Origin of the sequence: Geodermatophilus sp. DSM 44513 (assembly GCF_032460525.1) — a bacterium.
GTDB lineage: Bacteria > Actinomycetota > Actinomycetes > Mycobacteriales > Geodermatophilaceae > Geodermatophilus.
Genome location: NZ_CP135963.1, coordinates 2,388,831 through 2,409,261 on the forward strand (window position 1 = coordinate 2,388,831; position 20,431 = coordinate 2,409,261).

At 77.5% G+C, this 20,431-nt stretch carries 20 protein-coding genes and 1 riboswitch; of the genes, 11 read left to right on the plus strand and 9 right to left on the minus strand.

Going from position 1 to position 20,431, the window contains the following annotated elements:
• Positions 1–23: 23 nt before the first annotated feature.
• Positions 24–1,628, plus strand: coding sequence for an acyl-CoA synthetase (locus tag RTG05_RS11520; RefSeq protein ID WP_315911810.1), 1,605 nt, complete (start codon positions 24–26; stop codon positions 1,626–1,628).
• A gap of 12 nt (positions 1,629–1,640) precedes the next feature.
• On the opposite strand, the gene RTG05_RS11525 is transcribed toward RTG05_RS11520, so the two are convergent.
• Genes RTG05_RS11525 through RTG05_RS11540 form a run of 4 tightly spaced genes read right to left on the minus strand, consistent with a single transcriptional unit; the run spans position 1,641 to position 4,175 of the window.
• On the minus strand, positions 1,641–2,018 hold the full coding sequence (locus RTG05_RS11525; protein ID WP_166528746.1) for a hypothetical protein: 378 nt from the start codon (positions 2,016–2,018) through the stop codon (positions 1,641–1,643).
• Between the two features lie 6 nt (positions 2,019–2,024).
• Positions 2,025–2,591 (minus strand): hypothetical protein, encoded by a 567-nt coding sequence (locus RTG05_RS11530; RefSeq protein WP_166528747.1) that lies wholly within the window; start codon positions 2,589–2,591, stop codon positions 2,025–2,027.
• Entirely contained in the window at positions 2,588–3,214 is a 627-nt protein-coding gene (locus RTG05_RS11535) for a class I SAM-dependent methyltransferase (protein ID WP_166528748.1), read from the minus strand. Before RTG05_RS11535 ends, RTG05_RS11530 begins: the two co-directional genes overlap by 4 nt.
• A 58-nt stretch (positions 3,215–3,272) precedes the next feature.
• A complete protein-coding gene (locus RTG05_RS11540; protein WP_315911811.1) occupies positions 3,273–4,175 on the minus strand; it encodes a VldE C-terminal domain-containing protein in 903 nt (300 codons plus the stop codon).
• Positions 4,176–4,458: 283 nt separating this feature from the next.
• A riboswitch (cyclic di-AMP (ydaO/yuaA leader) is annotated at positions 4,459–4,609 on the minus strand.
• A 296-nt stretch (positions 4,610–4,905) separates the two neighbouring features.
• Here RTG05_RS11540 and RTG05_RS11545 point away from each other — a divergent pair.
• Positions 4,906–5,058, plus strand: coding sequence for a hypothetical protein (locus RTG05_RS11545; protein WP_166528749.1), 153 nt, complete (start codon positions 4,906–4,908; stop codon positions 5,056–5,058).
• 21 nt (positions 5,059–5,079) lie between these two features.
• On the opposite strand, the gene RTG05_RS11550 is transcribed toward RTG05_RS11545, so the two are convergent.
• Positions 5,080–6,396, minus strand: a complete 1,317-nt coding sequence (locus tag RTG05_RS11550; RefSeq protein ID WP_315911812.1) for a LysM peptidoglycan-binding domain-containing protein — start codon at positions 6,394–6,396, stop codon at positions 5,080–5,082.
• A 363-nt stretch (positions 6,397–6,759) separates the two neighbouring features.
• Positions 6,760–7,608, minus strand: coding sequence for an alpha/beta hydrolase (locus RTG05_RS11555; RefSeq protein WP_166528750.1), 849 nt, complete (start codon positions 7,606–7,608; stop codon positions 6,760–6,762).
• Between the two features lie 115 nt (positions 7,609–7,723).
• Here RTG05_RS11555 and RTG05_RS11560 point away from each other — a divergent pair, with 115 nt between their 5' ends.
• The 3 genes from RTG05_RS11560 (at position 7,724) to RTG05_RS11570 (ending at position 10,345) form a co-directional block, all read left to right on the plus strand.
• Positions 7,724–8,272: a DNA-directed RNA polymerase subunit alpha C-terminal domain-containing protein gene (locus RTG05_RS11560; protein ID WP_166528751.1), complete on the plus strand. Its 549-nt coding sequence runs from the start codon at positions 7,724–7,726 to the stop codon at positions 8,270–8,272.
• A 22-nt stretch (positions 8,273–8,294) separates the two neighbouring features.
• A complete protein-coding gene (locus RTG05_RS11565) occupies positions 8,295–9,272 on the plus strand; it encodes a ribokinase (RefSeq protein ID WP_166528752.1) in 978 nt (325 codons plus the stop codon).
• 104 nt (positions 9,273–9,376) lie between these two features.
• Entirely contained in the window at positions 9,377–10,345 is a 969-nt protein-coding gene (locus tag RTG05_RS11570; RefSeq protein ID WP_166528753.1) for an NADPH:quinone oxidoreductase family protein, read from the plus strand.
• 64 nt (positions 10,346–10,409) lie between these two features.
• Here the strand turns inward: RTG05_RS11570 and RTG05_RS11575 are convergent, their stop codons facing one another.
• Positions 10,410–10,889: a hypothetical protein gene (locus tag RTG05_RS11575; protein WP_166528754.1), complete on the minus strand. Its 480-nt coding sequence runs from the start codon at positions 10,887–10,889 to the stop codon at positions 10,410–10,412.
• 91 nt (positions 10,890–10,980) lie between these two features.
• Here RTG05_RS11575 and RTG05_RS11580 point away from each other — a divergent pair, with 91 nt between their 5' ends.
• From RTG05_RS11580 to RTG05_RS11590, 3 genes are all read left to right on the plus strand, one after another.
• On the plus strand, positions 10,981–13,305 hold the full coding sequence (locus RTG05_RS11580) for an MMPL family transporter (RefSeq protein ID WP_315911813.1): 2,325 nt from the start codon (positions 10,981–10,983) through the stop codon (positions 13,303–13,305).
• Complete coding sequence (locus tag RTG05_RS11585; protein ID WP_166528755.1) at positions 13,302–14,039, plus strand: LmeA family phospholipid-binding protein; 738 nt, start codon at positions 13,302–13,304, stop codon at positions 14,037–14,039. Before RTG05_RS11580 ends, RTG05_RS11585 begins: the two co-directional genes overlap by 4 nt.
• A 78-nt stretch (positions 14,040–14,117) precedes the next feature.
• Positions 14,118–14,570, plus strand: coding sequence for a hypothetical protein (locus RTG05_RS11590; RefSeq protein ID WP_166528756.1), 453 nt, complete (start codon positions 14,118–14,120; stop codon positions 14,568–14,570).
• Positions 14,571–14,646: 76 nt separating this feature from the next.
• Here the strand turns inward: RTG05_RS11590 and RTG05_RS11595 are convergent, their stop codons facing one another.
• Positions 14,647–15,855, minus strand: a complete 1,209-nt coding sequence (locus RTG05_RS11595; protein WP_315911814.1) for a PucR family transcriptional regulator — start codon at positions 15,853–15,855, stop codon at positions 14,647–14,649.
• Positions 15,856–15,959: 104 nt separating this feature from the next.
• On the opposite strand from RTG05_RS11595, the gene RTG05_RS11600 reads away from it, so the two are divergent.
• Positions 15,960–17,456 carry a flavin-containing monooxygenase gene (locus RTG05_RS11600; RefSeq protein ID WP_166528758.1) on the plus strand — a complete coding sequence of 499 codons (1,497 nt, stop codon included), beginning with the start codon at positions 15,960–15,962 and terminating at the stop codon, positions 17,454–17,456.
• Positions 17,453–18,361 (plus strand): SDR family NAD(P)-dependent oxidoreductase, encoded by a 909-nt coding sequence (locus tag RTG05_RS11605; protein WP_166528759.1) that lies wholly within the window; start codon positions 17,453–17,455, stop codon positions 18,359–18,361. The genes RTG05_RS11600 and RTG05_RS11605 overlap by 4 nt, the downstream gene beginning before the upstream one ends.
• Here the strand turns inward: RTG05_RS11605 and RTG05_RS11610 are convergent.
• Positions 18,301–19,491, minus strand: coding sequence for a site-2 protease family protein (locus RTG05_RS11610; RefSeq protein ID WP_166528760.1), 1,191 nt, complete (start codon positions 19,489–19,491; stop codon positions 18,301–18,303). The genes RTG05_RS11605 and RTG05_RS11610 overlap by 61 nt on opposite strands.
• A 148-nt stretch (positions 19,492–19,639) precedes the next feature.
• Between RTG05_RS11610 and RTG05_RS11615 the strand changes: the two genes are divergently transcribed.
• A complete protein-coding gene (locus tag RTG05_RS11615; RefSeq protein WP_166528761.1) occupies positions 19,640–20,419 on the plus strand; it encodes a sporulation protein in 780 nt (259 codons plus the stop codon).
• The last annotated feature ends 12 nt before the right edge of the window (positions 20,420–20,431 follow it).

Below are 20,431 nucleotides of genomic sequence, written 5' to 3' on the forward strand. Positions count from 1 at the left end.
TCCCGCCGCACCAGGAGCGACCCGTGTTCGACGACGCACTGACCTCCACCATCGCCCGGGCCCGCGGGCACGCCCTCGGCGACCTGCTGCGGCGCTCCGCGGCGCGCGTGCCCGACCGCACGGCGCTGCGCTTCCGCGACCGCTCGCACACGTACGCCGAACTGGACGCGGCCGTGGACCGGACCGCCAACGCGCTGACCGCGCGCGGGGTGGCGCGCGGTGACCGGGTGGCCCTGCTGTCGCACAACGACGACGGGTACGTCGTGCTCACCTTCGCCCTGGCCCGGCTGGGCGCCGTCGCCGTCCCGGTCAACTTCATGCTGACCGCGGGCGAGGTGGCCTACGTCCTCGAGCACTGCGGGGCGGCCGGCGTGGTCGCGGAGGCCGCGCTGGTGCCGGTGGCGCAGGAGGCGCTGCGGCTGGCGGGGCGGGAGGAGGCCGTCGTCGTCCGGGGGGTCCTGGGCGGCGGGCCGGACGGCGGGCCCGACGGCTGGGAGGCCTACGAGACCTGGGCGGCGCACCCGGACGCCGCACCGCCGCAGGTGGACGTCGCCGACGACGACGTGCTGCAGCTGATGTACACCAGCGGCACCGAGTCCCGGCCCAAGGGCGTGATGATGACCAGCCGCAGCCTGGTCACCCAGTACGTCAGCTGCATCGTCGACGGCCGGTACGCCGCCGACGACGTCGCCCTGCACGCGCTGCCGCTGTTCCACGTCGCTGCCCAGCACGTGTTCCTGGTGCCCAACCTGTACCTGGGCGGCACCAACGTGGTGCTGGACGGGCCGGACCCGGCCACCGTGCTGGCGACCGTGGAGCGGGAGCGGATCACCAGCCTGTTCTGCCCCCCGACGGTGTGGATCGGCCTGCTGCGGCACCCCGACTTCGACCGCCGGGACCTCTCCTCGCTGGCCAAGGGCTACTACGGCGCGTCGATCATGCCGGTGGCCACCGTGCAGGAGCTCCGCCGGCGGCTGCCCGGGATGGCGCTGTTCAACTGCTACGGGCAGACCGAGATGTCCGCGCTGGCCCTGGTGCTCTCCCCGGAGGACCAGCTGCGCAAGCCCGGCTCGGCCGGCACCCCGGCGCTGAACAGCCAGACCCGCCTGGTCGACGACGAGGGCCGCCCGGTCGGCCCCGGCGTCGAGGGCGAGATCGTGCACCGCAGCCCGCACGCCACCGTCGGCTACTGGAACGACCCGGAGAAGACCGCGGAGGCCTTCCGCGGCGGCTGGTTCCACAGCGGCGACCTGGGTGTGATGGACGAGGACGGCTACATCACCGTGGTCGACCGCAAGAAGGACGTGATCAAGACCGGCGGGGAGAACGTGGCCAGCCGCGAGGTGGAGGAGGTGCTCTACCAGCACCCGGCGGTCGCGGAGACCGCCGTCTTCGGCATCCCGCACCCCCGGTGGATCGAGGCGGTCGCCGCCGTCGTCGTCCCCCGGGACGGGCAGCGGCTGGACCCCGACGAGCTGGTCGGCTTCTGCCGGGAGCGGCTGGCCGGCTACAAGACGCCGCGCTACGTCGCCGTCGTCGACGGGCTGCCCAAGAACGCCAGCGGCAAGATCCTCAAGCGCGAGCTGCGCACCACCTTCGCCGACCTGGCCGACCGGCCGGCCGACTGACCGGACCGGTCCTCAACGGCGGTGCCAGCGGACGGCGCCGGCCGCGGCGGTGCCGAGCACCACGAGCGAGGTGACCGCGCTGCGTGGCGCCACCTCGCGGCCGCGGCGGGCCAGGAGCACCGCCGCGGCGTCCAGCGCGGTGAGCAGCAGCGTCACCTCGGTGGTGCGGCGGGCCTGGGGCGCCGGGGTGACCAGCAGCGCCGCGCCCATGGCGATGTTGCGCGCCGCGGTCAGGCGCACCAGCAGCGGCAGCAGGACGTCGGTCCGCGTCCCCTCCTCCGCGGCCCCGAGCAGCCGGGGCAGCGCCCGCGGGGCGCACAGCGCCGCGGTCCCGACCCAGATCGACAGCGTCCCGACGGTCTTGCGGGTGACGTCCCACTCGCTGGTCATGGCCGGTCACTGCCCGCCGGGGCGCGCCGTGAACCGGTCGCCGCCCGCGACGACCAGCACCGATGCCAGGAACGGCAGGGTGACGACGCTGGCCACCACGTCGCTGACGGTCGCGACGGTGAAGGCGCCGGCACCCGGCGAGCCCAGCGGCCCGAGCACCCCGTCCGGGCCGAGGGCGGCCACCGAGGCGGGCAGGGTCAGCAGCGCGGACACCGTCCCGCCGAGCACCACGCCCACGGCCACCGCGGCCGGTGCCGCGCGCAGCGCCCGCACCGCCAGGGCGGTGCCGCGCCGCAGCGCGCCGGACCAGGACGCTCCCCCGCCGGCGGCCAGCGCGGCCACGACGCCGGTCACCCACAGCTGGGCGACCAGGCCGGTCGCGAACCCCACGGCGTCGACGGCGAGCGCGGCGCCCAGCCGCGGGTCGTCCAGCACCAGCACCTGGCGGGCCACGTCGGGCACGGTGTTGACCAGCGTGGCGGCCAGCGCGGCCAGGTAGGCCGGGCCGGCGTGCCGGCGCAGCAGCCCCAGCGCGGTGCGGACGGTCGCGGCCGGCGGGGAGCCGGCGCTCACGGCCGGGTCGCGACCAGCGCCGTCCAGCAGCCGGCCAGCCGGGTCTCCTGGCCGGTGACGCCCAGCCCGGCGGCCCGGCAGGCGTCCGCGAGGCCGTCCGGGGTCGGCCGGTCGCCGTCGGCGGGGTGGTGGGACACCGCCCGCAGCGGCCGGCTGTCCACGAAGCGGGCCGTCATCTCGCACGAGTAGAACCGCCCGCCCGGGCGCAGCAGCCGGGCGGCCTCCCGGACGACGTCGCGCCAGGCCGGGGTGTGGTGCAGCACGTGGTGGGCGAACACCGCGTCGTAGGACGCCGTCGGCAGGGTCAGCGCGGTGGCGTCGCCCTCCCGCACGTCGACCCGCGCGCCCAGGTCGCGCACCGCCGCCCGGCAGGCCGCGACACTGGCCGGGTACCGCTCCACGCCGTCGGCGTGCGCGGCGCCGAAGACCTCCAGCGCCAGGCGCAGGCCGGTGCCGCGGCGCCCGGTGCCCAGCTCCAGCACCCGACCCCCGGGGACAGGCCCGCCCAGCCGGAGCAGGACGGGCGCCTCGACGCGGCGCTGCACCAGCGCGCGGACACGGGAGTCGACCCACAGCCGGTTGGCGTCGACGAGGGTCGGCGGGACGGGACGGCTGCTCGGCACGGTGCCCTCCTGCCCCGGCCGGACCCGCGATAACCAGGCCGGCCGGGGACCGGGCGGCTCAGCCCCGGTAGTTCACGTGCGGGTGGTCCATGTGGTTGGCGGTGGCGCTGCCACGGTCGGCCATCGCCTTCCAGGAGCCGGACGGCGAGGACAGCATCCGCTGCTCCCAGATGAGGTAGTCCACGCCGAGCTCCTCCCAGTGCGCGACGTGGTAGGCCACGATCGCGTCCCCGAGGGCGGAGTTCGAGCCGACCATGTAGTCCAGCGCCAGGCCCGAGGGGTGCCCGCCCGGGTCGGCGGCGCTGGCCCGGGTGCCGCCCAGGGTGATCCCGGCGGCGCCGGGCACGTTGCTGACGACCGCGTTCGCCGCCGCCTGGACGACGGGCTTCACCGGCCCGGCGTTGTTGGTGATCCTCGCGACCGCACCGGCCGCGGCCGGTGCCGCCGGGGCCGTCGTCGCCGCGGACGGCGTCGCCGCCCGGCTCGGCGCGGCGGCCTCGGCGGCAGCGGCCTCCGCGGCGGCGGCCTCGGCGGCAGCGGCCTCGGCGGCGGCGCGGGCGGCGGCCTCCGCGGCAGCCACGGCCTCGGCGGCCGCGCGGGCCTCGGCCTCCCGCCGGGCCAGCTCGGCCTGGTCGGCGGCGGCCTGGGCCTGCTGGGCGGCGGTCTGGGCGGCCTCGCGGCTGCTGCGGCTGGCGGCCAGGTCCTGCAGCGGCTGCAGCTCCTGCACCGCGTCGACGGGTGCGGGAGCACCGGTCAGCCCCAGCGCCCGGGCGACGCTGACCGTCTCCGCCGGGGCGGGCCGGACGGCCTCGGCCTGGGCGGCCGGCTCGGCACCGACGACGACGCCGACCAGGACGGCGCCGGCCGTGGCCACCCCCAGGTAGACGGCCGGACGGCGGACGGGAGCGGGCAGGCGGAGGCGGCGGGCAGCGCGGCCTCGGGACGGGGTGGGTCGGTCCATGGGGGTGCGGGTTCTCCGGGGTCGGGGCGCGGCGGGACCGTGCGGGCGCACGGGCGCCGCGGAGGGGGTGCGGGCAGGGCCGACCGCGGCCGTGCGGGGACGCCGGGGACCACCGGGGGGAGACGGCTCGGTGCCGGTCGAGCGGGGGTGCTCGGACCCGGGGCGGCGGGACGCCGGGGCGCGGACGGCGGCGTGCGGTCGGGCGGGGGTCAGGTGCGGGCGGGCACCCGGGAGCGCGGCCGGCGGGGTGGAGCAGGGCAGCGGCACGCCATCCGGCGGCTCTCCGTTCTTCCGGTGGCCGCCTACCGGGTTAGCTGACGGGTTCGGGCGGGAAGTGGCCCTACGGCTCCCGGACGTGCGTCCAGGAGCGGATTCACCCCAGTGCTGCGGTGGGTCCCCGGCTCGCCCGGTGGGCGACTCGGCGGCGTCCGCTCGGGCCTGCGTGGTGCAGAGGTGACGACCGACCGGACGCGGACACCATAGGGCCGTGACCCGGCCGTGACAATCGGCCGCGGGCCGACCGTGGTGCAGGACACGTCGCGGCACCGCCGGGGACGGCGGGCGGCGCGGGCGACGGGAGTTGGCGGGCGGGGCTGCACCCGGGTCCCTCCCAGGGCCCCGCCCGGGGAGAGCATGCGGCGGACCGGTCGGTCCCGCAACCGGTGTCCGTGCGGTCCGGCCGGTGCCGTGGCCGGCGGTTCCCGGGGCCCGCGGCGGGCACCCCCCACCCATGACCGAGATGGACCCGCGGGACCCGGACACCCTGTACGCCGAGGGGCCGGTCGAGCCCGAGCCGCCCGGGGAGGACCTGCCCGAGACCTCGCCACTGCCGGACTCCGGCGGCACCGGCCCGGGCCCCGACGACCTCGACCGGCTGCTCTGACCACACCCCGGGCCGGGGAGGTCAGCCCCGGTAGTTCACGTGCGGGTGGTCCATGTGGTTGGCCGTCGCGCTGCCGCGGTCGGCCATCGCCTTCCAGGCACCGGTCGGCGAGGTCAGGATCCGCTGCTGCCAGATGACGTAGTCCACGCCGAGCTCCTCCCAGTGCTCGAGGTGGAAGGCGACGATCGCGTCCCCGAGGGCGGCGTCGGAGCCGACCATGTAGTCCAGGGCCAGCCCGGCCGGGTGGCCGTTCGGGTCGGTCGCGCTGGCCCGCGTGCCGCCGATGGTGATCAGGCTGGCCCCGCGCACCTCGCTGACCACCCGGTCGGCGGCGGCCTGCACCTGCGGCCGGACCGGGCCGGCGCTGTTGGTGATGATCGCGGTGGCCGTGGCGGCCGGGGTGGCGGCCGGGGTGGCGGCCGGGGTCGGCGCCGCCTGCACCGCGGGGGCGGCCGCCTGGACGACCGGGGCCGGCGCCGCCCCGACCGCCGGGGTCACGGCGGTGGCAGCGGTCGAGGTGGTGGCCGCGGCAGGGGCCACGGCGGACGTCCCGGTGCTGCGCCACTGGCCGGTGCCGGTCCCGGCGTCGCGCCAGCCGCCGGCGGCGTGCCGGCCACCGGAGGCGTGCCGCCCACCGGTGTCCGCCGCGTCGGCGGACCCGGCGGTGCGCAGCACCTGGCCCGGGCGGATGCGGTCGGGGTCGGCGCCGATGACCGCCGCGTTGCGCTGGTAGAGCTCCCGCCACGACTGGCCGTGGGCGGCGGCGATGCCCGCCAGGGTGTCGCCGCGCGCGACGGTGTGGTCGGCGGCGTCGGCACCCTCGGTGGTGGCGGCCGGGGCCTCGTCGGTGGCCACGGAATCGGGGGCCGGCGCCCCGGCGGCGGCAGCCCCGGCGGCGGCAGCCCCGGCGGCGGCAGCCCCGGCGGCGGCGGCCCCGGCGGCGGCGGCCCCGGTGGCGGCGGCCGGGGTGGTGCCGTCGGTCAGCCGCTTCCCGCAGGTCGGCCACGCGCCGATGCCCTGGCCGACGAGGACCTTCTCGGCGATCTCGATCTGCTGGGCGGGGGTGGCCAGGTCCGCGCGCGGGGCGAACGCCGTCCCCCCGAAGGCCGCCCAGGTGGACGGGCTGAACTGCAGTCCGCCGTAGTAGCCGTTGCCGGTGTTGATGTCCCAGTCGCCGCCGGACTCGCACTGGGCCACACCGGTCCAGTCGTGGGTGACGGCGGCCTGGGCCGGTGCGCCGAGGACGCCGATCCCGACGACGGTGGCGCCGGCGGCGACGGGCGCCTTGGCGAGGACCTGCCGGGTGCGGACGTAGCGGGGCGCGCAGTGCTTGGGCATGGGGTCTCCGATCTCCGCCGGCGAGGTGAGCTGTCGGGTTCGGGCGATCGGTGCCCGGCCGCTCTCCGCGGCTCCACCCCGAGGCGGCCGCGCCCGGCCGTGCCGGGTGTGCAGCGCGCCGTGGTCGTGGGTCCCCCACCCCTGCCCTGGGAAGTGGGTGGCAGCCGGTGGGCAGGGTTTGGCGGATCCGGCGCCGCGCTCTCCTGTTTAGCTGAGCGCACACAAAACGCTACGTGCAGTGATGTGAACTGTCGCCGTGACCCAGGTCACTTTCTCCGCCCGGGACGGCGGGTCGCAGGTCACTGCGGCGTGTCGGACCGTTCCGTCCGTCCCGTCCGTCACACCCGCCCCACGGGTCGATCGTCACCTCCGGACGCGGTGCGCGTCCAGCCAGGCGACGACGTCGGCCAGGACGCGGTCGCGCTCGGGCTCGTTGTGCGGCTCGTGGAAGAGGCCGTCGTAGGTGTGCACCGTGAGGTCCGGTGAGCCGGCGTGTGCCCGCACGACCTCGCTGGCGGCCGGCGGCACCAGGCGGTCGGCGGTGCCGTGCAGCACGAGCAGCGGCAGGGTCAGCGCGGGCAGCCGGCCGGGCACGGCCAACGCGGTGGCCATGAGCTCCGCGCCGGTGCGGGCGACCATCTTGCCGGTGTGGTTGAGCGGGTCGGTGCGGTAGGCGCGCACCACCTCCGGGTCCCGGCTGACCGCCTCGGCGTCCAGCTGCAGCACCCCGGCGCCGGGCAGCAGGCGGGACAGCAGCGGCGCCACGGCGCGCTGGAGGGGGCTCGCGGCGCTGGTGTCCAGCGCCGGCGCGGACAGCACCGCACCGGCGACGCGGGCGTCCGGCGTCCCGGTCAGGTACTGCAGGGCGACCAGCCCGCCCAGGCTGTGCCCGTAGACGAACAGCGGGACGCCGGGGTGCTGCTCCCCCGCGTGCCGCACCAGCTCCGCGACGCCGGCGACGGTGGCGGCCATGCTGCCGATGTCACCCCGGCGGCCCGGCGAGCGGCCGTGCCCGGGGTGGTCGGCGGCGTGCACCGCGTACCCGGCCGCGGCCAGCCGCTCGGCGACGTGTGCGTACCGGCCGCTGTGCTCGTGGGCGCCGTGCACCAGGACGACGGCGCCCACGGGGTCGGTGACCGTCCACGCCTGGTGGTACTGGCCGGAGGACAGCGTGCCCTCGGCGTGCACGGGCTGGGGACGGGCGGCGGTCATCGGCGGTCCTCGGGGTCGGGTGCGGGGTGCGGGGTGCGGGGTACGGGGTGCGTGGGCATCCTGCAGCAGGGGCCCGGGCCGGTGCCCTCCGGCGAGGCGCCCTAGGTTGGACGCCATGCCGACCACGTCGCCGGGGACCGGGCCCGCGGGGACCATCACCGAGCTGGGCCTGCCCACCCGCGCGGTGACCGCACTGACCCGGGCCGGGATCACCACGACCGCCCAGCTGGCCACCCTGACCCGGGCGGAGCTGACCGCGGTGGACGGGCTGGGCCCGGGCAGCGTGGCCGCGATCCGGCGCGTCGTCCCCGAGCCGCCCGGCCGGCTGCACGCCGCACCGGCACCGTCGCGGTCACCGTCGCCGGAGGAGCGGGAGTCCCCCGCCGCGCCGGCCATCCCCTCCTTCGCGTCGCTGCGCGACCCCCGCCGCCGGACGACGGTCGACCTGATCGTCCCGGCGACGCCGCCGCCGCCCGCGGCACCGCGGGCCACGGAACCGCCGGCTCCGACGACGCCCACCACCACGCCCCGGCCCCCGGACTACGCGGACCTGTGGCGTCTCGGCGTCCGGGTGGGGTCGGTCGTGGTGACCCTGCCGCTGCGGCTGACGCTGCGCGTCGTCGGCCCGCCCGCCCGCCGGCTGCGGCAGCTGCTCGGCGCCTGACGGCCGCACGTCCGCGTCCCCGGTGAGCCCGGCCCCCTCCCCGCCCGGCGACGCCGGTCCTCGCACCGGGGGACGGGTGGTCGTCGTCGGGTCGGTGAACGCCGACCTGGTCGTCACCGTGCAGCGGCACCCGGCCCCGGGTGAGACGGTCCTCGGCGACGGCGGGGCGGTGCTGCCCGGCGGCAAGGGGGCCAACCAGGCGGTGGCGGCGGCGCGCCTGGGTGCCCGGGTGGCCCTCGTGGGGGCCGTCGGATCCGACCCGAACGCCGAGGCCGCCCTGGTGGAGCTGCGCGCGGCCGGGGTCGACCTGACGGCCGTGGCCGCGGTCCCCGGGCCGACCGGGCTGGCCGTCGTGACGGTGGCGGCCGACGGCGAGAACACCATCGTGGTCGTGCCGGGCGCCAACGCCGCGGTGGGCCCGGACGTCGTGGCGCGCCTGCCCCCGCTCGGCCCGGACACGGTGCTGGTGCTGCAGGGCGAGCTGCCCCGCGCGACCACCGAGGCCGTGGCCCGGGCCGCCGACGCCGCCGGGGCCCGGGTGGTCCTCAACCTCGCCCCGGCGGTCCCGCTGGACCCCGACGTCGTCCGGACCGCGCACCCGCTGGTGGTCAACGAGCACGAGGCGGGTGCCGCGCTGCGGCTCCTCGGCGGCGAGGAGCCCCCGCCGGACCGGGACGTGGTCGCCCTGGCCTCGGCACTCGCCACCCGGCTGGTCGCGGCGGGCGCGCGCTCCGTCGTCGTCACGGTGGGCGGCGCGGGCGCCGTCGTGCACCCAGGCGGGGGCGCCCCCGGCCCGGCGCACCTGCCGGCCGCAGCGGCGGAGGTGGTCGACACGACCGGTGCCGGTGACGCGTTCGTGGGCGCGACGGCGGCGCAGCTGGCGGCCGGGGTGGACCTGGTGGCCGCGGCCGGCACGGCCGTCGCCGTCGGCACGCACGCGGTCCGGCGGCGGGGCGCCCAGCCGTCCTACCCGACGCTCGGGGAGCTCCGGGGGTCCTGAGCAGCTGGGGGCCTGAGCAGCACGCTGCCCGCGGACCCGGCGCGACGGCGGTCCCGGCCTCTGACAAGCTCGCGCGGTCGTCGTCCCCCCGTGCAGGAGGTCCCGTGCGCGCCGCCCAGATCGCCACCCTCGACGGCCCCTCGGCCATCTCCGTCGTCGACGTCCCCGCACCCGCGGGGGCCGACGGCGAGGTGCTGGTCGACGTGCACGTCGCCGGCGTCACCTTCCCCGAGGTGCTGCTCAGCCGCGGGCAGTACCAGCTCAAGCCGGAGCTGCCGTTCGTGCCGGGCAGCGAGGTGGCCGGGACGGTGCGCAGCGCCCCGGAGGGCAGCGGCCTGCGGCCCGGCCAGCGGGTGGCGGCCTTCCCCGGCGTCGGCGGGTTCGCCGAGGTGGTGGCCGTGGACCCCGGCGTCGTCTTCCCGCTGCCCGACGCCGTCTCCTTCGAGCAGGGTGCGGCGCTGCCGATGAACTACCTGACCATGCACTTCGCGCTGGCCCGCCGCGGCCGGCTGCAGGCCGGGGAGACGGTGCTGGTGCACGGCGCGGCCGGCGGCCTGGGCACGGCGGGCACCCAGCTGGCCAAGGCCTACGGGGCGCGGGTGCTCGCCGTGGTGTCCGACGAGGCCAAGGGCGCGGCGGCGCGGGCCGCCGGCGCCGACGAGGTGGTGCTCGCCGACGGGTTCCTGCCGCGGGTCAAGGAGCTCACCGGGGGGCGCGGCGTGGACGTCGTCGCCGACCCGGTCGGCGGCGACCGGTTCACCGACTCGCTGCGCAGCCTGGCCCGCGAGGGACGGCTGCTGGTGCTGGGCTTCACCGGCGGGGAGATCCCCACGGTCAGGGTCAACCGGCTGCTGCTGAACAACGTCTCGGTGGTCGGGGTGGGCTGGGGCGCCTTCTGGACCGGCGAGCCCGGCTACGTGCAGGAGCAGTGGCGCGAGCTGGCGCCGCTGCTGGAGCGCGGCGCGCTGGACCCGGTGCTCGGGTCGGTGCACGACCTCGCCGACGCGGCCGCCGCGGTCACCGAGCTCGACGAGCGCCGCGCCACCGGCAAGGTGCTGCTGCGGGTCCGCTGAAGGAGGACCCCGCTGCTCGCTGGCTCGCGGCGGGACCCTGCAGTGGGGCCACCCGCACGGGCGGTCAGTCGGTGGGCGAGGCGTCCTCGGTCGGCGCGGCTCCCTCGCTGGGCACGGCCTCCCCGGTCGGGGCGACGCTCTCGGTGGGCAGCGCCCCGGTCGCCTCGCACTGGGCCGTGCTTTCCTGGAGACGCTGCTGCAGCGGCTGCAGCCGGCGGACCACCTCGTCGAGCCGGGCGGCGTCCAGCGCCGCCGCGGCGGCGCCCAGGTCGTCGGCGGTCGAGGCGATGTCCTGAGCGGCGTTGATCGCCCGCAGGCACGCCGTGTTCAGCTCGACGCCGCCGATCGGCGCCTCCGGGCCGGCCGGTGCGGCCGTCGGGGGCGCCGTCGGCTCCTGCGCCGTCGGCGCGGGCGGGTCCTGGCCCAGCAGCCCGAGCAGCAGCACGCCGCAGACCAGGCCGACGACGAAGGTCCCCGTGGCCAGCCAGCGCTGCCAGCCGCGGTCCGGCCGGTCCCCCGGCTCCCCGGGATCGGCTCGTGTCATCGGTCGTCCTCCCACCCGGCGGTCCGGTGGGGGCGGACGTACCCTCCGCACACATCGGTACGCACGAGACCGGGCCGAGCAGGAGGCCGCCTTGTCCAGACGGCGCCGAGGGGGTGCGCTGGTCCGTGCCCCGGCGGCCGCCCTCCGTGCTGCGGGCCGGCTCGCCCGGACGGCGGTGGTGGCCGGACGGTGGGTGGTCCTGGCCGGGTGGCTCGCACTGGCGGTGGCGGCGGTCCTGCTGCCGGTCCCCGGCGGCGGGGGCGGCGCGGACGACGTCGGCGGGCTGCTGCCCCCGGACAGCGAGGCGGTGGCCGTCCAGCAGCGCAGCCTGCAGCTGTTCCAGGTGCCGGTGCTCTCCGAGACCACGGTCGTCGTGCACGACCCGGAGGGGCTGGACCCGCTCACCCGGGCCGACGTCGCCCTGTGGGCCCTCGCGCACACCCAGGCCACCCTGGACGGCGGCGTGTCGCCGACCGGCGAGCAGGTGGTCGCGGCGGTGCCCATCCCCACCTCGACGCCCGACACCGCGGTCACCTACCTGTACGTGACCCGGGGGACGTCACTGGCGGAGGCCACCGCGCTGGGCCGCCAGTACGCCAGCCACTTCGACAACCAGGCCTCGCTGGAGACCCACGTCACCGGGCTCACACCGGCCCGCGTCGCCCAGGCCGAGTACCTGGAGTCCCGGCTGCTGCTGTTCGAGGTGGCCACCCTCGTGCTCATCGCGGTCGTGGTCGGCCTCACCTTCCGCTCGGTCGTCGCGCCCGTCGTCGTCCTGTTCGTCGCCGGACTGGGCTACCTCGTGGCGGTGCAGGTGCTGGCCGTCGCCGCCGGCGCACTGGGCTTCGCGCTGCCCGAGCAGCTGCGCCCGCTGACCGCGGCACTGCTCATCGGGGTGATCACCGACTACTGCGTGCTGTTCTTCTCCGGCTTCCGGCGGCACCTGGACCGGGGCCTGCACCGGCACGAGGCGGCCCGCCGGGTGGTGCTCACGGAGGGCCCGATCGTGGCGGTCGCCGGGGTGACCGTGGCCGCCGGCACGGCGGCCCTGCTGATCGCCGACTTCGCCCTGTTCCGCGCGTTCGGGCCGGCCCTGGCGCTGACCGTGGTGGTCGGCCTGCTGGTGTCGCTCACCCTCGTGCCCGCCGTGCTGGCCGTCCTGGGCCCGTGGCTGTTCGCGCCGTCCCGGGTCCGCGGCGGGCGGGCCCTGGACGAGAGCGCCGGGCGCGGGACGCGCTGGCTGGCGCGGGTGCTCGCCGGCCGGCGGGGAGCCGTCGCCGGGCTGGTGCTGGGCGTCGCCGTGCTGGTGCCGGCGGTGGTCCCCCTCGCCGACATGCGACTGGGGGTGTCCTTCTCCGGCGCGCTGCCCGGCGACGACCCGGTGCAGCGCGGCGCGCAGGTCCTCGAGGACACCGGCGTGCGCGGCATCACCGCGCCGACCGAGGTGCTGCTCGAGGGTGCCGACGTCGCCGCGCAGCGGGACGCGCTGACGCGGCTGCAGGAGCTGCTGGCCGCCCGGCCCGGGGTGGCGGCGGTGCTCGGGCCGGCCCAGAACCCGCTGCCGGAGGAGTACGGCATCGTCTTCTCGCGGGACGGGGACGCCGCCCGGTTCGTCGTCGTCCTCGACAGCGACCCGCTGGCGGCGACCGCCGTCGCGGACCTGCGGGCGCTGCAGGAGGACCTGGACGAGCTGGTCGCCCGGGCCGGCGTCGAGGACGTCACCGTCGGGGTGACCGGCCAGACCGCGATCGCCAGCGAGCTGGACCGGATCACCCGCGACGAGCTGCAGCGCACGCTGGTCGCGGTGCTGCTGGTCGAGCTGCTCATCCTCGTGCTGTTCCTGCGCGCGCTGCTGGCGCCGGTGGCGCTGCTCGCGCTCAGCGCCCTGTCGGTCGCGGCCACCCTGGGCCTGACGGTGTTCGTCTTCCAGGGCCTGCTCGGTGAGCCGGGCCTGACGTTCTACGTGCCGTTCGCCACCGCGGTCCTGCTGCTGGCCCTCGGCGCGGACTACAACGTCTTCGCCGTCGGCGCGATCTGGGACCAGGCCGCCCGCCACCCGCTGGCCCGGGCCATCGCCGTCGCCATGCCCGCCACCGCCCGGGCGATCAGCGCCGCCGGCGTGATCCTGGCCGCCACCTTCGCCATGGTCGCGATCATCCCGCTGTCCACCTTCCGGCAGATCGCGTTCACCATGGCCGTCGGCCTGCTCGTCGACACCTTCCTCGTCCGGCCGGTCCTCACCCCCGCGGCGCTCACCCTCCTCGGCCGCGCCGGGGGCTGGCCCGGCCGGCGGATCCGGACCACCGACGACCGTCCGGGGGCCGAGGAACAGCGCGGGCTGCTGGCCGAGGAGTCCGAGCGGCGGCGCACCGAGGCACCGCCGCGCACCGCGGTGGGGGCGGGCGGGCCGCCGTGAGCCCCGACGCGGCCCCCGCCGGCCGCTGGCCGACAGCCGTCCTGGCGGTGGTCGTCGTCCTGGGGACCGCGCTGCTGCTGTGGGGAGCCGACCGGCTCGCCCGCATCGGCGCGGAGTCCGTGCTGGCCCGCACCGTGCAGGAGCGGACCGGCGTCCTGGAGCCTCCGGAGGTGGACGTGGGCGGCGGGCCGGTGCTGCTGCAGGCCCTGCGGGGCCGCTACGACGACGTCTCGGTCGACCTCGACGTGGTGTCGTCCGGTCCGGTGCGGCTGCGCGGCCTGTCGGCCGACCTCGGCGGCGTGTACCTGTCCTTCTCCGACCTGCTCGACGGCGCCACCGGCGGCGTGTACGTGCAGCGGTCCGCCGAGGAGGCCCTGCTCACCTACGACGACCTCGACCGCTACCTGCGCTTCACCGGCCGCCTCCTCGACGCCGAGCCGGCCGGGGAGGGGCAGCTGCGCCTCTCCGGCAGCGTCGACGTGGGCGGTGCGGTCCGGCCGGTCTCCGCCCTGGTGGACGTCACCGCCGAGGACGGCGCGCTGCTGCTGGAACCCGCGCGGCTGGACACCGCCGCCCCGCTCGAGGGCGTCGACGAGCTGCTGGTGCGGCAGCGGTTCACCGTCCCGGTGCCCCTGGACCCGCTGCTGTTCGAGGGCCGCGGCGTCGACGTCGCGGTGCGACCGGACGGCCTGGCCGTCCGGTCCTCCGGGGACGGCGTCGTCCTCAGCTCCTGACCGGGCGGCCGCATGACGAGCGCGTGACGATCCGCCGCCCGCGGCATGGGCGGCGGCCGGCCCGCCTACCGACGGGACATGGGAACACAGACCACCCCCACCCGCCGCATCGCCGCCGGGGTCTTCGCCGCGGGGCTGCTGCTGGCCGGCTGCGGGAGCACCGCCGACGAGATCGCCGCCCCGGAGACCACCGCGACCGAGTCCGCCCCCGCGGAGGACACCGCCGACCCCACCGCGACCGCCGGGGCGGAGGACACCGCCGCGGCTCCCGGGACCGACGGCGGCACGGACGCCGGCGTCAACTGCTCCGGCACCTCCTGCGAGGTGACCCTGACCGGGGACGGCGCGCAGGTCGACGTCCTGGGGACGCCGATCACCCTGGGCACAGTCGCGGACGGCCGGGCCAGCATCTCCGTCGGCGGCCAGGAGCTCGCCTGCAGCCAGGGCGAGAGCGTCGCGGCCGGCCCGCTGACCGTCGAGTGCACGACCGTCACCGAGGACGCCGTGACCATGACGGCCAGCCTGGGCTGAGAGAGGACCTCGCTGCCCCCCACCGCTCGCGCGCTCGCGGCGGGCCCCTGCAGCGAGGCCACCCGGCGACGTCACGTCAGCTCGCCGTGCCGCGCCAGCGCAGCACCTCCAGCGCCGCGGCCACGTCGACGGCGTGTTCGGCCAGCGGGCGGGGCAGCAGCTCGTCAGCGCGGGCCAGCCGGCGCAGCACCGTGTTGCGGTGGGTGTGCAGCCGCGCGGCGGTGCGCGAGGTGCTGCCCAGCTCCCGCACGTGGGCGAGCACGGTCGCCCGCGTGTCCGCGTCGGCGTGCAGCAGGCCCCCCAGGGTGTCGGCGAGGAACTCCTCGGCGGACGCCGGGTCGCGGGTGAGCAGCGCGACCAGCTGCACGTCCTCGAGGCGGGCCACCTGCTGCGGCGAGGTGAGCCGGGCCAGCATCCGCTGGGTGGTCGCGGCGTCGAGGTGGCTGCGCCGGAAGCCGTCGACGTCCCGGCCGGGGCGGCCCACGGCCACCCGGACGTCGGGGTGCCCGGCCAGGGACGCGGCCAGCCGCCCGGGGTGCGGCGCGCTCGCCACGGGCAGCCACAGCCACAGCGCGGCCGCGCTGGCGACGACGGTGAGCCGGTGCGTGGCGCCGGCGGTCCGGACGACGGCCTCCGCGGCGGCCTCCAGCTGCCCGGACGCCGTGCCCGGGCCGCTCCACACCACCGCGGCGGTGTGCGGGCCGGACAGCCGGTACCCCAGCTGCGCCTCGGCGCGGGCCCGCCCGATGGGGGCGCCCTCCAGGAGCAGGGTGACCGCGGCCCGGCGCTCGGCGTGCACGCCGCGGGTCAGCTCGGCCCGCTCGGCGGCCATCCGCCTCGACACCGCGGCCACCGTGTCCTCGATGAAGGTGGCGATGGACAGCGCCGAGACGTCCAGCAGGGCGCGCAGCTCGGCGGGGTCGGGCGTCAGGTCGAAGCAGATCCGCATCCACCGCCGCCAGGCCACCCCCTGGGCGGCGCGGTAGGCGTCCAGCGCGGACTCGTCCAGGCCGCGGCGCACCAGGTCGCGCGCCGCCTCCAGCGACTCCGGCCCGGTGTTGGCCGGCACCCGCTGACCGGGGTGCTGCACGTTGGCCGCCGCCCAGTGCAGCAGGTCGGCCAGGGTGACCCGCCGGGTCGCCGCGGCGAGCACCGGGTCCTCGGCGACCGGGCGCATCCGCGGCCCGCCGAGGGCGGCGGCGTGCAGCTCCTCCACCCAGTCGTCCCGGGGGTCCAGCTCGGCCTCCGCCCCCCGCCGGAACAGCTCCCGGGTCCGCGGGGACACCTCGGGCCAGCGGACGTCGCCTGCAGCACCGTGCACCACCCGGGCAGCATCCTGGTGCCGTCCGCGCTGGCGCAACGCGGCGCGGACCGGGGACAGTCGCGGAGGTGACCACTCCGCACACGCCGGTCGAGCACCTCGACGTGCTGGTCGTCGGGGCCGGGATCTCCGGCATCGGCGCCGGGCGGTACCTGACCACCGAGCCGCCGCAGAAGAGCTTCGCGATCCTGGAGGCGCGCACGGCGTCCGGCGGCACCTGGGACCTGTTCCGCTACCCCGGCATCCGGTCGGACTCCGACCTGCACACGTTCGGTTACGAGTTCAAGCCCTGGCGCGACGAGCAGTCCATCGCCGACGCGCCGCGGATCCTCGCCTACCTCCGCGAGACGATCACCGAGAACGGCCTGGACGAGCGGATCCGCTACTCCCACCGGGTGCTGTCGGCCGCCTGGTCCACGCCGGAGGCCCGCTGGCTGGTCGACGTCGAACGCACCGACACCGGGCAGCGGCTGCAGCTGTCGGCGGGCTGGCTGTTCTGCGCCGGCGGCTACTACCGCTACGACGAGGGCTTCACGCCGGTCTTCCCCGGCCGGGAGCGCTTCGGTGGCCCGGTCGTGCACCCCCAGGCCTGGCCGGAGGACCTGCAGTACGCGGGCAGGCGGGTGCTGGTGATCGGCAGCGGCGCCACCGCGGTCACCCTGGTGCCCGCGCTGGCCGAGACGGCCGCGCACGTGACGATGCTGCAGCGGACGCCGTCCTACGTGATGCCGGTGCCGCGCACCGACGTGCTCGCGCAGAAGCTGACCGCCCTGTTCGGCGAGGAGCGCGGGTTCGCCCTCACCCGCCGCAAGAACATCGCCCGCGGCACCGGCATCTGGCGGTTCTGCCAGAAGCACCCCCGGGCGGCGCGGAAGCTGATCCGCTGGGTCACGAGCAAGCAGCTGCCCGCCGGCTATCCGGTCGACGTGCACTTCAACCCGCCCTACGACCCCTGGGACCAGCGGCTGTGCGCCGTCCCCGACGGCGACCTGTTCCGTGCCATCCGCAACGGGACGGCCGAGGTGGTCACCGACCGGATCGAGACGTTCACCGAGACCGGGGTGCGGCTGGTCTCCGGCCGCGAGCTCGAGGCCGACCTGGTCGTGACCGCCACCGGGCTGAACGTGCAGGCCATCGGCGGCATCGCGCTGACCGTGGACGGGCAGCCGGTGCACCTGCCCGACACGGTCGCCTACAAGGGGATGATGCTGTCCGGCGTCCCCAACCTGGTGCTGGCCATCGGCTACACCAACTCCTCCTGGACGCTGAAGATCGGGCTGCTCTGCGAGCACTTCTGCCGGCTGCTGGCGCACCTGGACGCGCACGGGCAGGACGTCGCGGTGCCCCGGCCGAGCGACCCGGACATGCCGACCCGCCCGCTGCTGGACTTCGCCGCCGGCTACGTGCAGCGGGCGGTCGACCAGCTGCCCCGCCAGGGCGACCGGGTGCCGTGGCTGACCTCGACGAGCTACGCCACCGACGTGGAGCTGCTGCGCGCCGGCAGCGTCACCGACCCGGAGCTGCACCTGTCGCGCGCCGCCACCGCGGCGACGGTGACCGCGTGAGCGGCGTCCGCGGCAAGGTCGCCGTCGTCACCGGCGCCGGCTCCGGCATCGGCCGGGCGCTGGCCCTGGAGCTGGCCCGGCGCGGGGCGCGCGTCGCGCTGTCCGACGTCGACGAGGCCGGCCTGGCCGGGACCGCCGACCGCACCCGGGCACTGCGTGCGCAGCCGCACAGCGCCCGCCTGGACGTGGCCGACCGGGCCGCGGTCGAGGCGTACGCGGAGACGGTGGCCGGGCACTTCGGCGTCGTCCACCAGGTCTACAACAACGCCGGGGTGGCCGGTGGCGGCGCGGTGCTGGAGACCGAGTGGGCCGAGTACGACCGCGTCCTGTCGGTCAACCTGTTCGGCGTCCTCCACGGCACCAAGGCGTTCCTGCCGCACCTGGTCGCCTCCGGGGACGGGCACGTGGTCAACGTGTCCAGCCTCAACGGGATCCTCGGCCAGGGCCGGATGACCGCGTACTGCACCAGCAAGTTCGCCGTCCGCGGGTTCACCGAGAGCCTGCGCGCGGAGCTGCTGGCCGCCGGGCACCCGGTGCGGGTCAGCGTGGTGCACCCCGGCGGCGTGCGCACGAACATCGCGACGGCGGCGCTGGAGCACGCGCGGGCGTCGGGCCGGGAGGTCACCCCGGACGAGGAGGCCCGCACCCGCCTGTACACCGAGAAGCTGCTGCGGATGCCGGCCGAGCAGGCCGCCCGGATCGTGGTGGACGGGGTGGAGGCCGGCCGCCCGCGGATCCTGGTCGGCACCGACGCGCGGGTCGCCGACCTGCTCGTCCGGCTGGCGCCGCGGCTGTACCCGGTGCTGGCCGCCCGCGCCGAGCGGCGGTTCGCCGGCCGGACCGCTCAGGGCCGGCCGGCGTCCGGCACGCGGGCGACGTCGGCGCCGCCGCCCGCCGACGGGTAGCGGTCGAAGGCGGCGAGGTCGGCCAGCTGCAGGGTGCGGGCCACGTCGCTCGGTGACACCACGCCGACCACCCGGCCGCCGTCGACGACGACCGCCCGGCCGTCACTGCAGCCGGCCAGCCGCGGCAGCAGCTCGGTCAGCGGCTCGCCGGGCGCGGCGACCGGGACCTCGGCCGGCGGGCAGGCGACGTCCTGCAGCCGGGTCGTGGCCCGGGCCGCGGGTGGCACCGAACGCAGCCGGTTGAGCGTCACCAGGCCGACCAGCGCGCCCGTGGCGTCGACCAGCGGGTAGGTGCTGAACCGCCGCACCAGGGCCACCTCGTGCAGGAAGGTCTCCACCGTCCGGTCGGGGTCGGCGACCAGCGCCGGGCTGCTCATGACCGCGCCCACCGGCAGCCCGCCCAGCCGGCCGGACACCTGCGCGTGCTGCTCCTCGGCCGTCGCGGCGTTGACCACGAACAGCCCGACCAGGGCCAGCCACAGCCCGCCGAAGCCGCGGCCGGTGACCAGCTGCAGGAAGCCCAGCGCGATCAGCGCGAAGCCGAACAGCCGCCCGGCGCGGGCCGCGGTCACCGCGGAGGACCAGGCGTCGCCGCGCAGCCGCCACAGCAGCGCGCGCAGCAGCCGCCCGCCGTCCAGCGGCGCGGCCGGGACGAGGTTGAACAGGGCCAGCGCCACGTTGATCCCGGCGAGGTAGTCCAGGACGGCGACCGGCAGGCCGTCGGCCCCGACCAGCCGGGCGAGCAGCGCGGCGGTGCCGAACGCGACGCCGAGGACCAGGCTGGTGAGCGGGCCGACGCCGGCGATGCGGAACTCCGCCCCCGGCGTGCGGGCCCCGCCACGCAGGCGGGCCACGCCGCCGAGCAGCCACAGGGTGATGCCCTCCACCTCGACGCCGTTGCGCCGGGCCACCAGCGCGTGCGCCAGCTCGTGGGCCAGCAGCGAGGCGAGGAAGGCCACCGCGGCGGCCACGGCGGCGGTCAGGTACGCCGCCGCCCCGCGGCCGGGCAGCACGAGCGGGAACCGGCCGAACGCCAGTCCCCCGGCGATGATCGCCACGATCACCAGCACGCTGGCGTTCACGCCGACGCGGATGCCGGCGATCCGGCCCAGGCCGAAGGTCTCTCTCACGGTGCTCCTCGCGGACGGGTCCCCGGGTCGGCCGGGGGTCTCCGGCGGCAGGGGTCTCCCGCGGCGGGGTGCCCGGCCGATGGGCCGGTGACACGTGCTCGGCGGCCGTGCCAGGCTGCGGGCACCGACCCTGCGAACAGGAGGACCGATGGCCTTCCGCGGCATCATGGCGCGCCTGGGCTCCGGCGGCGCCACCGTCGAGACCGTGCTGGACCGGCCGGACACGACCCCGGGCGGCGCGGTCACCGGCACCGTGCACGTCACCGGCGGGACCGTCGCCCAGGACGTCACGGAGGTCCGGGTCGCGCTGCAGGCCACCGTCGAGGTGGAGAGCGGGGACTCCTCCTGGCGTGAGGAGGTCACCTTCGGCACGGTCGCGGTCGCCGGCGCCGCGCGGGTGGAGCCCGGCGCCCGGCACGCCCTGCCGTTCCGGCTGCCGGTGCCCTGGCAGTGCCCGGTGACCGCGATCGACGGCTGGCACCTGCGCGGCATGCGGGTGGGCCTGCGCACCCGCCTGGACGTCCCCGGGTCGGTCGACCCCGGCGACCTGGACCCGGTGACCGTGCTGCCGCTGCCGGTGCAGCGGACCGTGCTGCAGGCCCTGGACGGCCTGGGCTTCGCCTTCCGCGGCGCGGACGTGGAGAAGGGCCGCATCCGGGGCAGCGAGCTGCCGTTCTACCAGGAGGTCGAGTTCGCCCCGCCGCCCGGCCTGCGCGGCCGGGTGCGGGAGCTGGAGGTCACCTTCCTCGCCGACCCGCACGGCGTGGACGTCGTCCTGGAGGTCGACCGGCGCGGCGGGCTGCTCAGCGAGGGCCGCGACGTCGGCGGCCGGCTGCGGCTGGCCCACACCGACACCGACGTCCGCGCGGTGGCCGCGCAGCTGGACGCCGCCGTCCGGCAGCTCGGCGCCCGCCGCGGCTGGCTGTAGACCCGGCTGCGC

Coding starts and splice junctions, on each gene's coding strand:
- RTG05_RS11525 (WP_166528746.1), bottom strand. CDS start 2,018: ATGACCAGCGAGTGGGACGTCACCCGCAAGACCGTCGGGACGCTGTCG.
- RTG05_RS11540 (WP_315911811.1), bottom strand. CDS start 4,175: ATGGACCGACCCACCCCGTCCCGAGGCCGCGCTGCCCGCCGCCTCCGC.
- RTG05_RS11545 (WP_166528749.1), top strand. CDS start 4,906: ATGACCGAGATGGACCCGCGGGACCCGGACACCCTGTACGCCGAGGGG.
- RTG05_RS11550 (WP_315911812.1), bottom strand. CDS start 6,396: ATGCCCAAGCACTGCGCGCCCCGCTACGTCCGCACCCGGCAGGTCCTC.
- RTG05_RS11555 (WP_166528750.1), bottom strand. CDS start 7,608: ATGACCGCCGCCCGTCCCCAGCCCGTGCACGCCGAGGGCACGCTGTCC.
- RTG05_RS11560 (WP_166528751.1), top strand. CDS start 7,724: ATGCCGACCACGTCGCCGGGGACCGGGCCCGCGGGGACCATCACCGAG.
- RTG05_RS11575 (WP_166528754.1), bottom strand. CDS start 10,889: ATGACACGAGCCGATCCCGGGGAGCCGGGGGACCGGCCGGACCGCGGC.
- RTG05_RS11590 (WP_166528756.1), top strand. CDS start 14,118: ATGGGAACACAGACCACCCCCACCCGCCGCATCGCCGCCGGGGTCTTC.
- RTG05_RS11615 (WP_166528761.1), top strand. CDS start 19,640: ATGGCCTTCCGCGGCATCATGGCGCGCCTGGGCTCCGGCGGCGCCACC.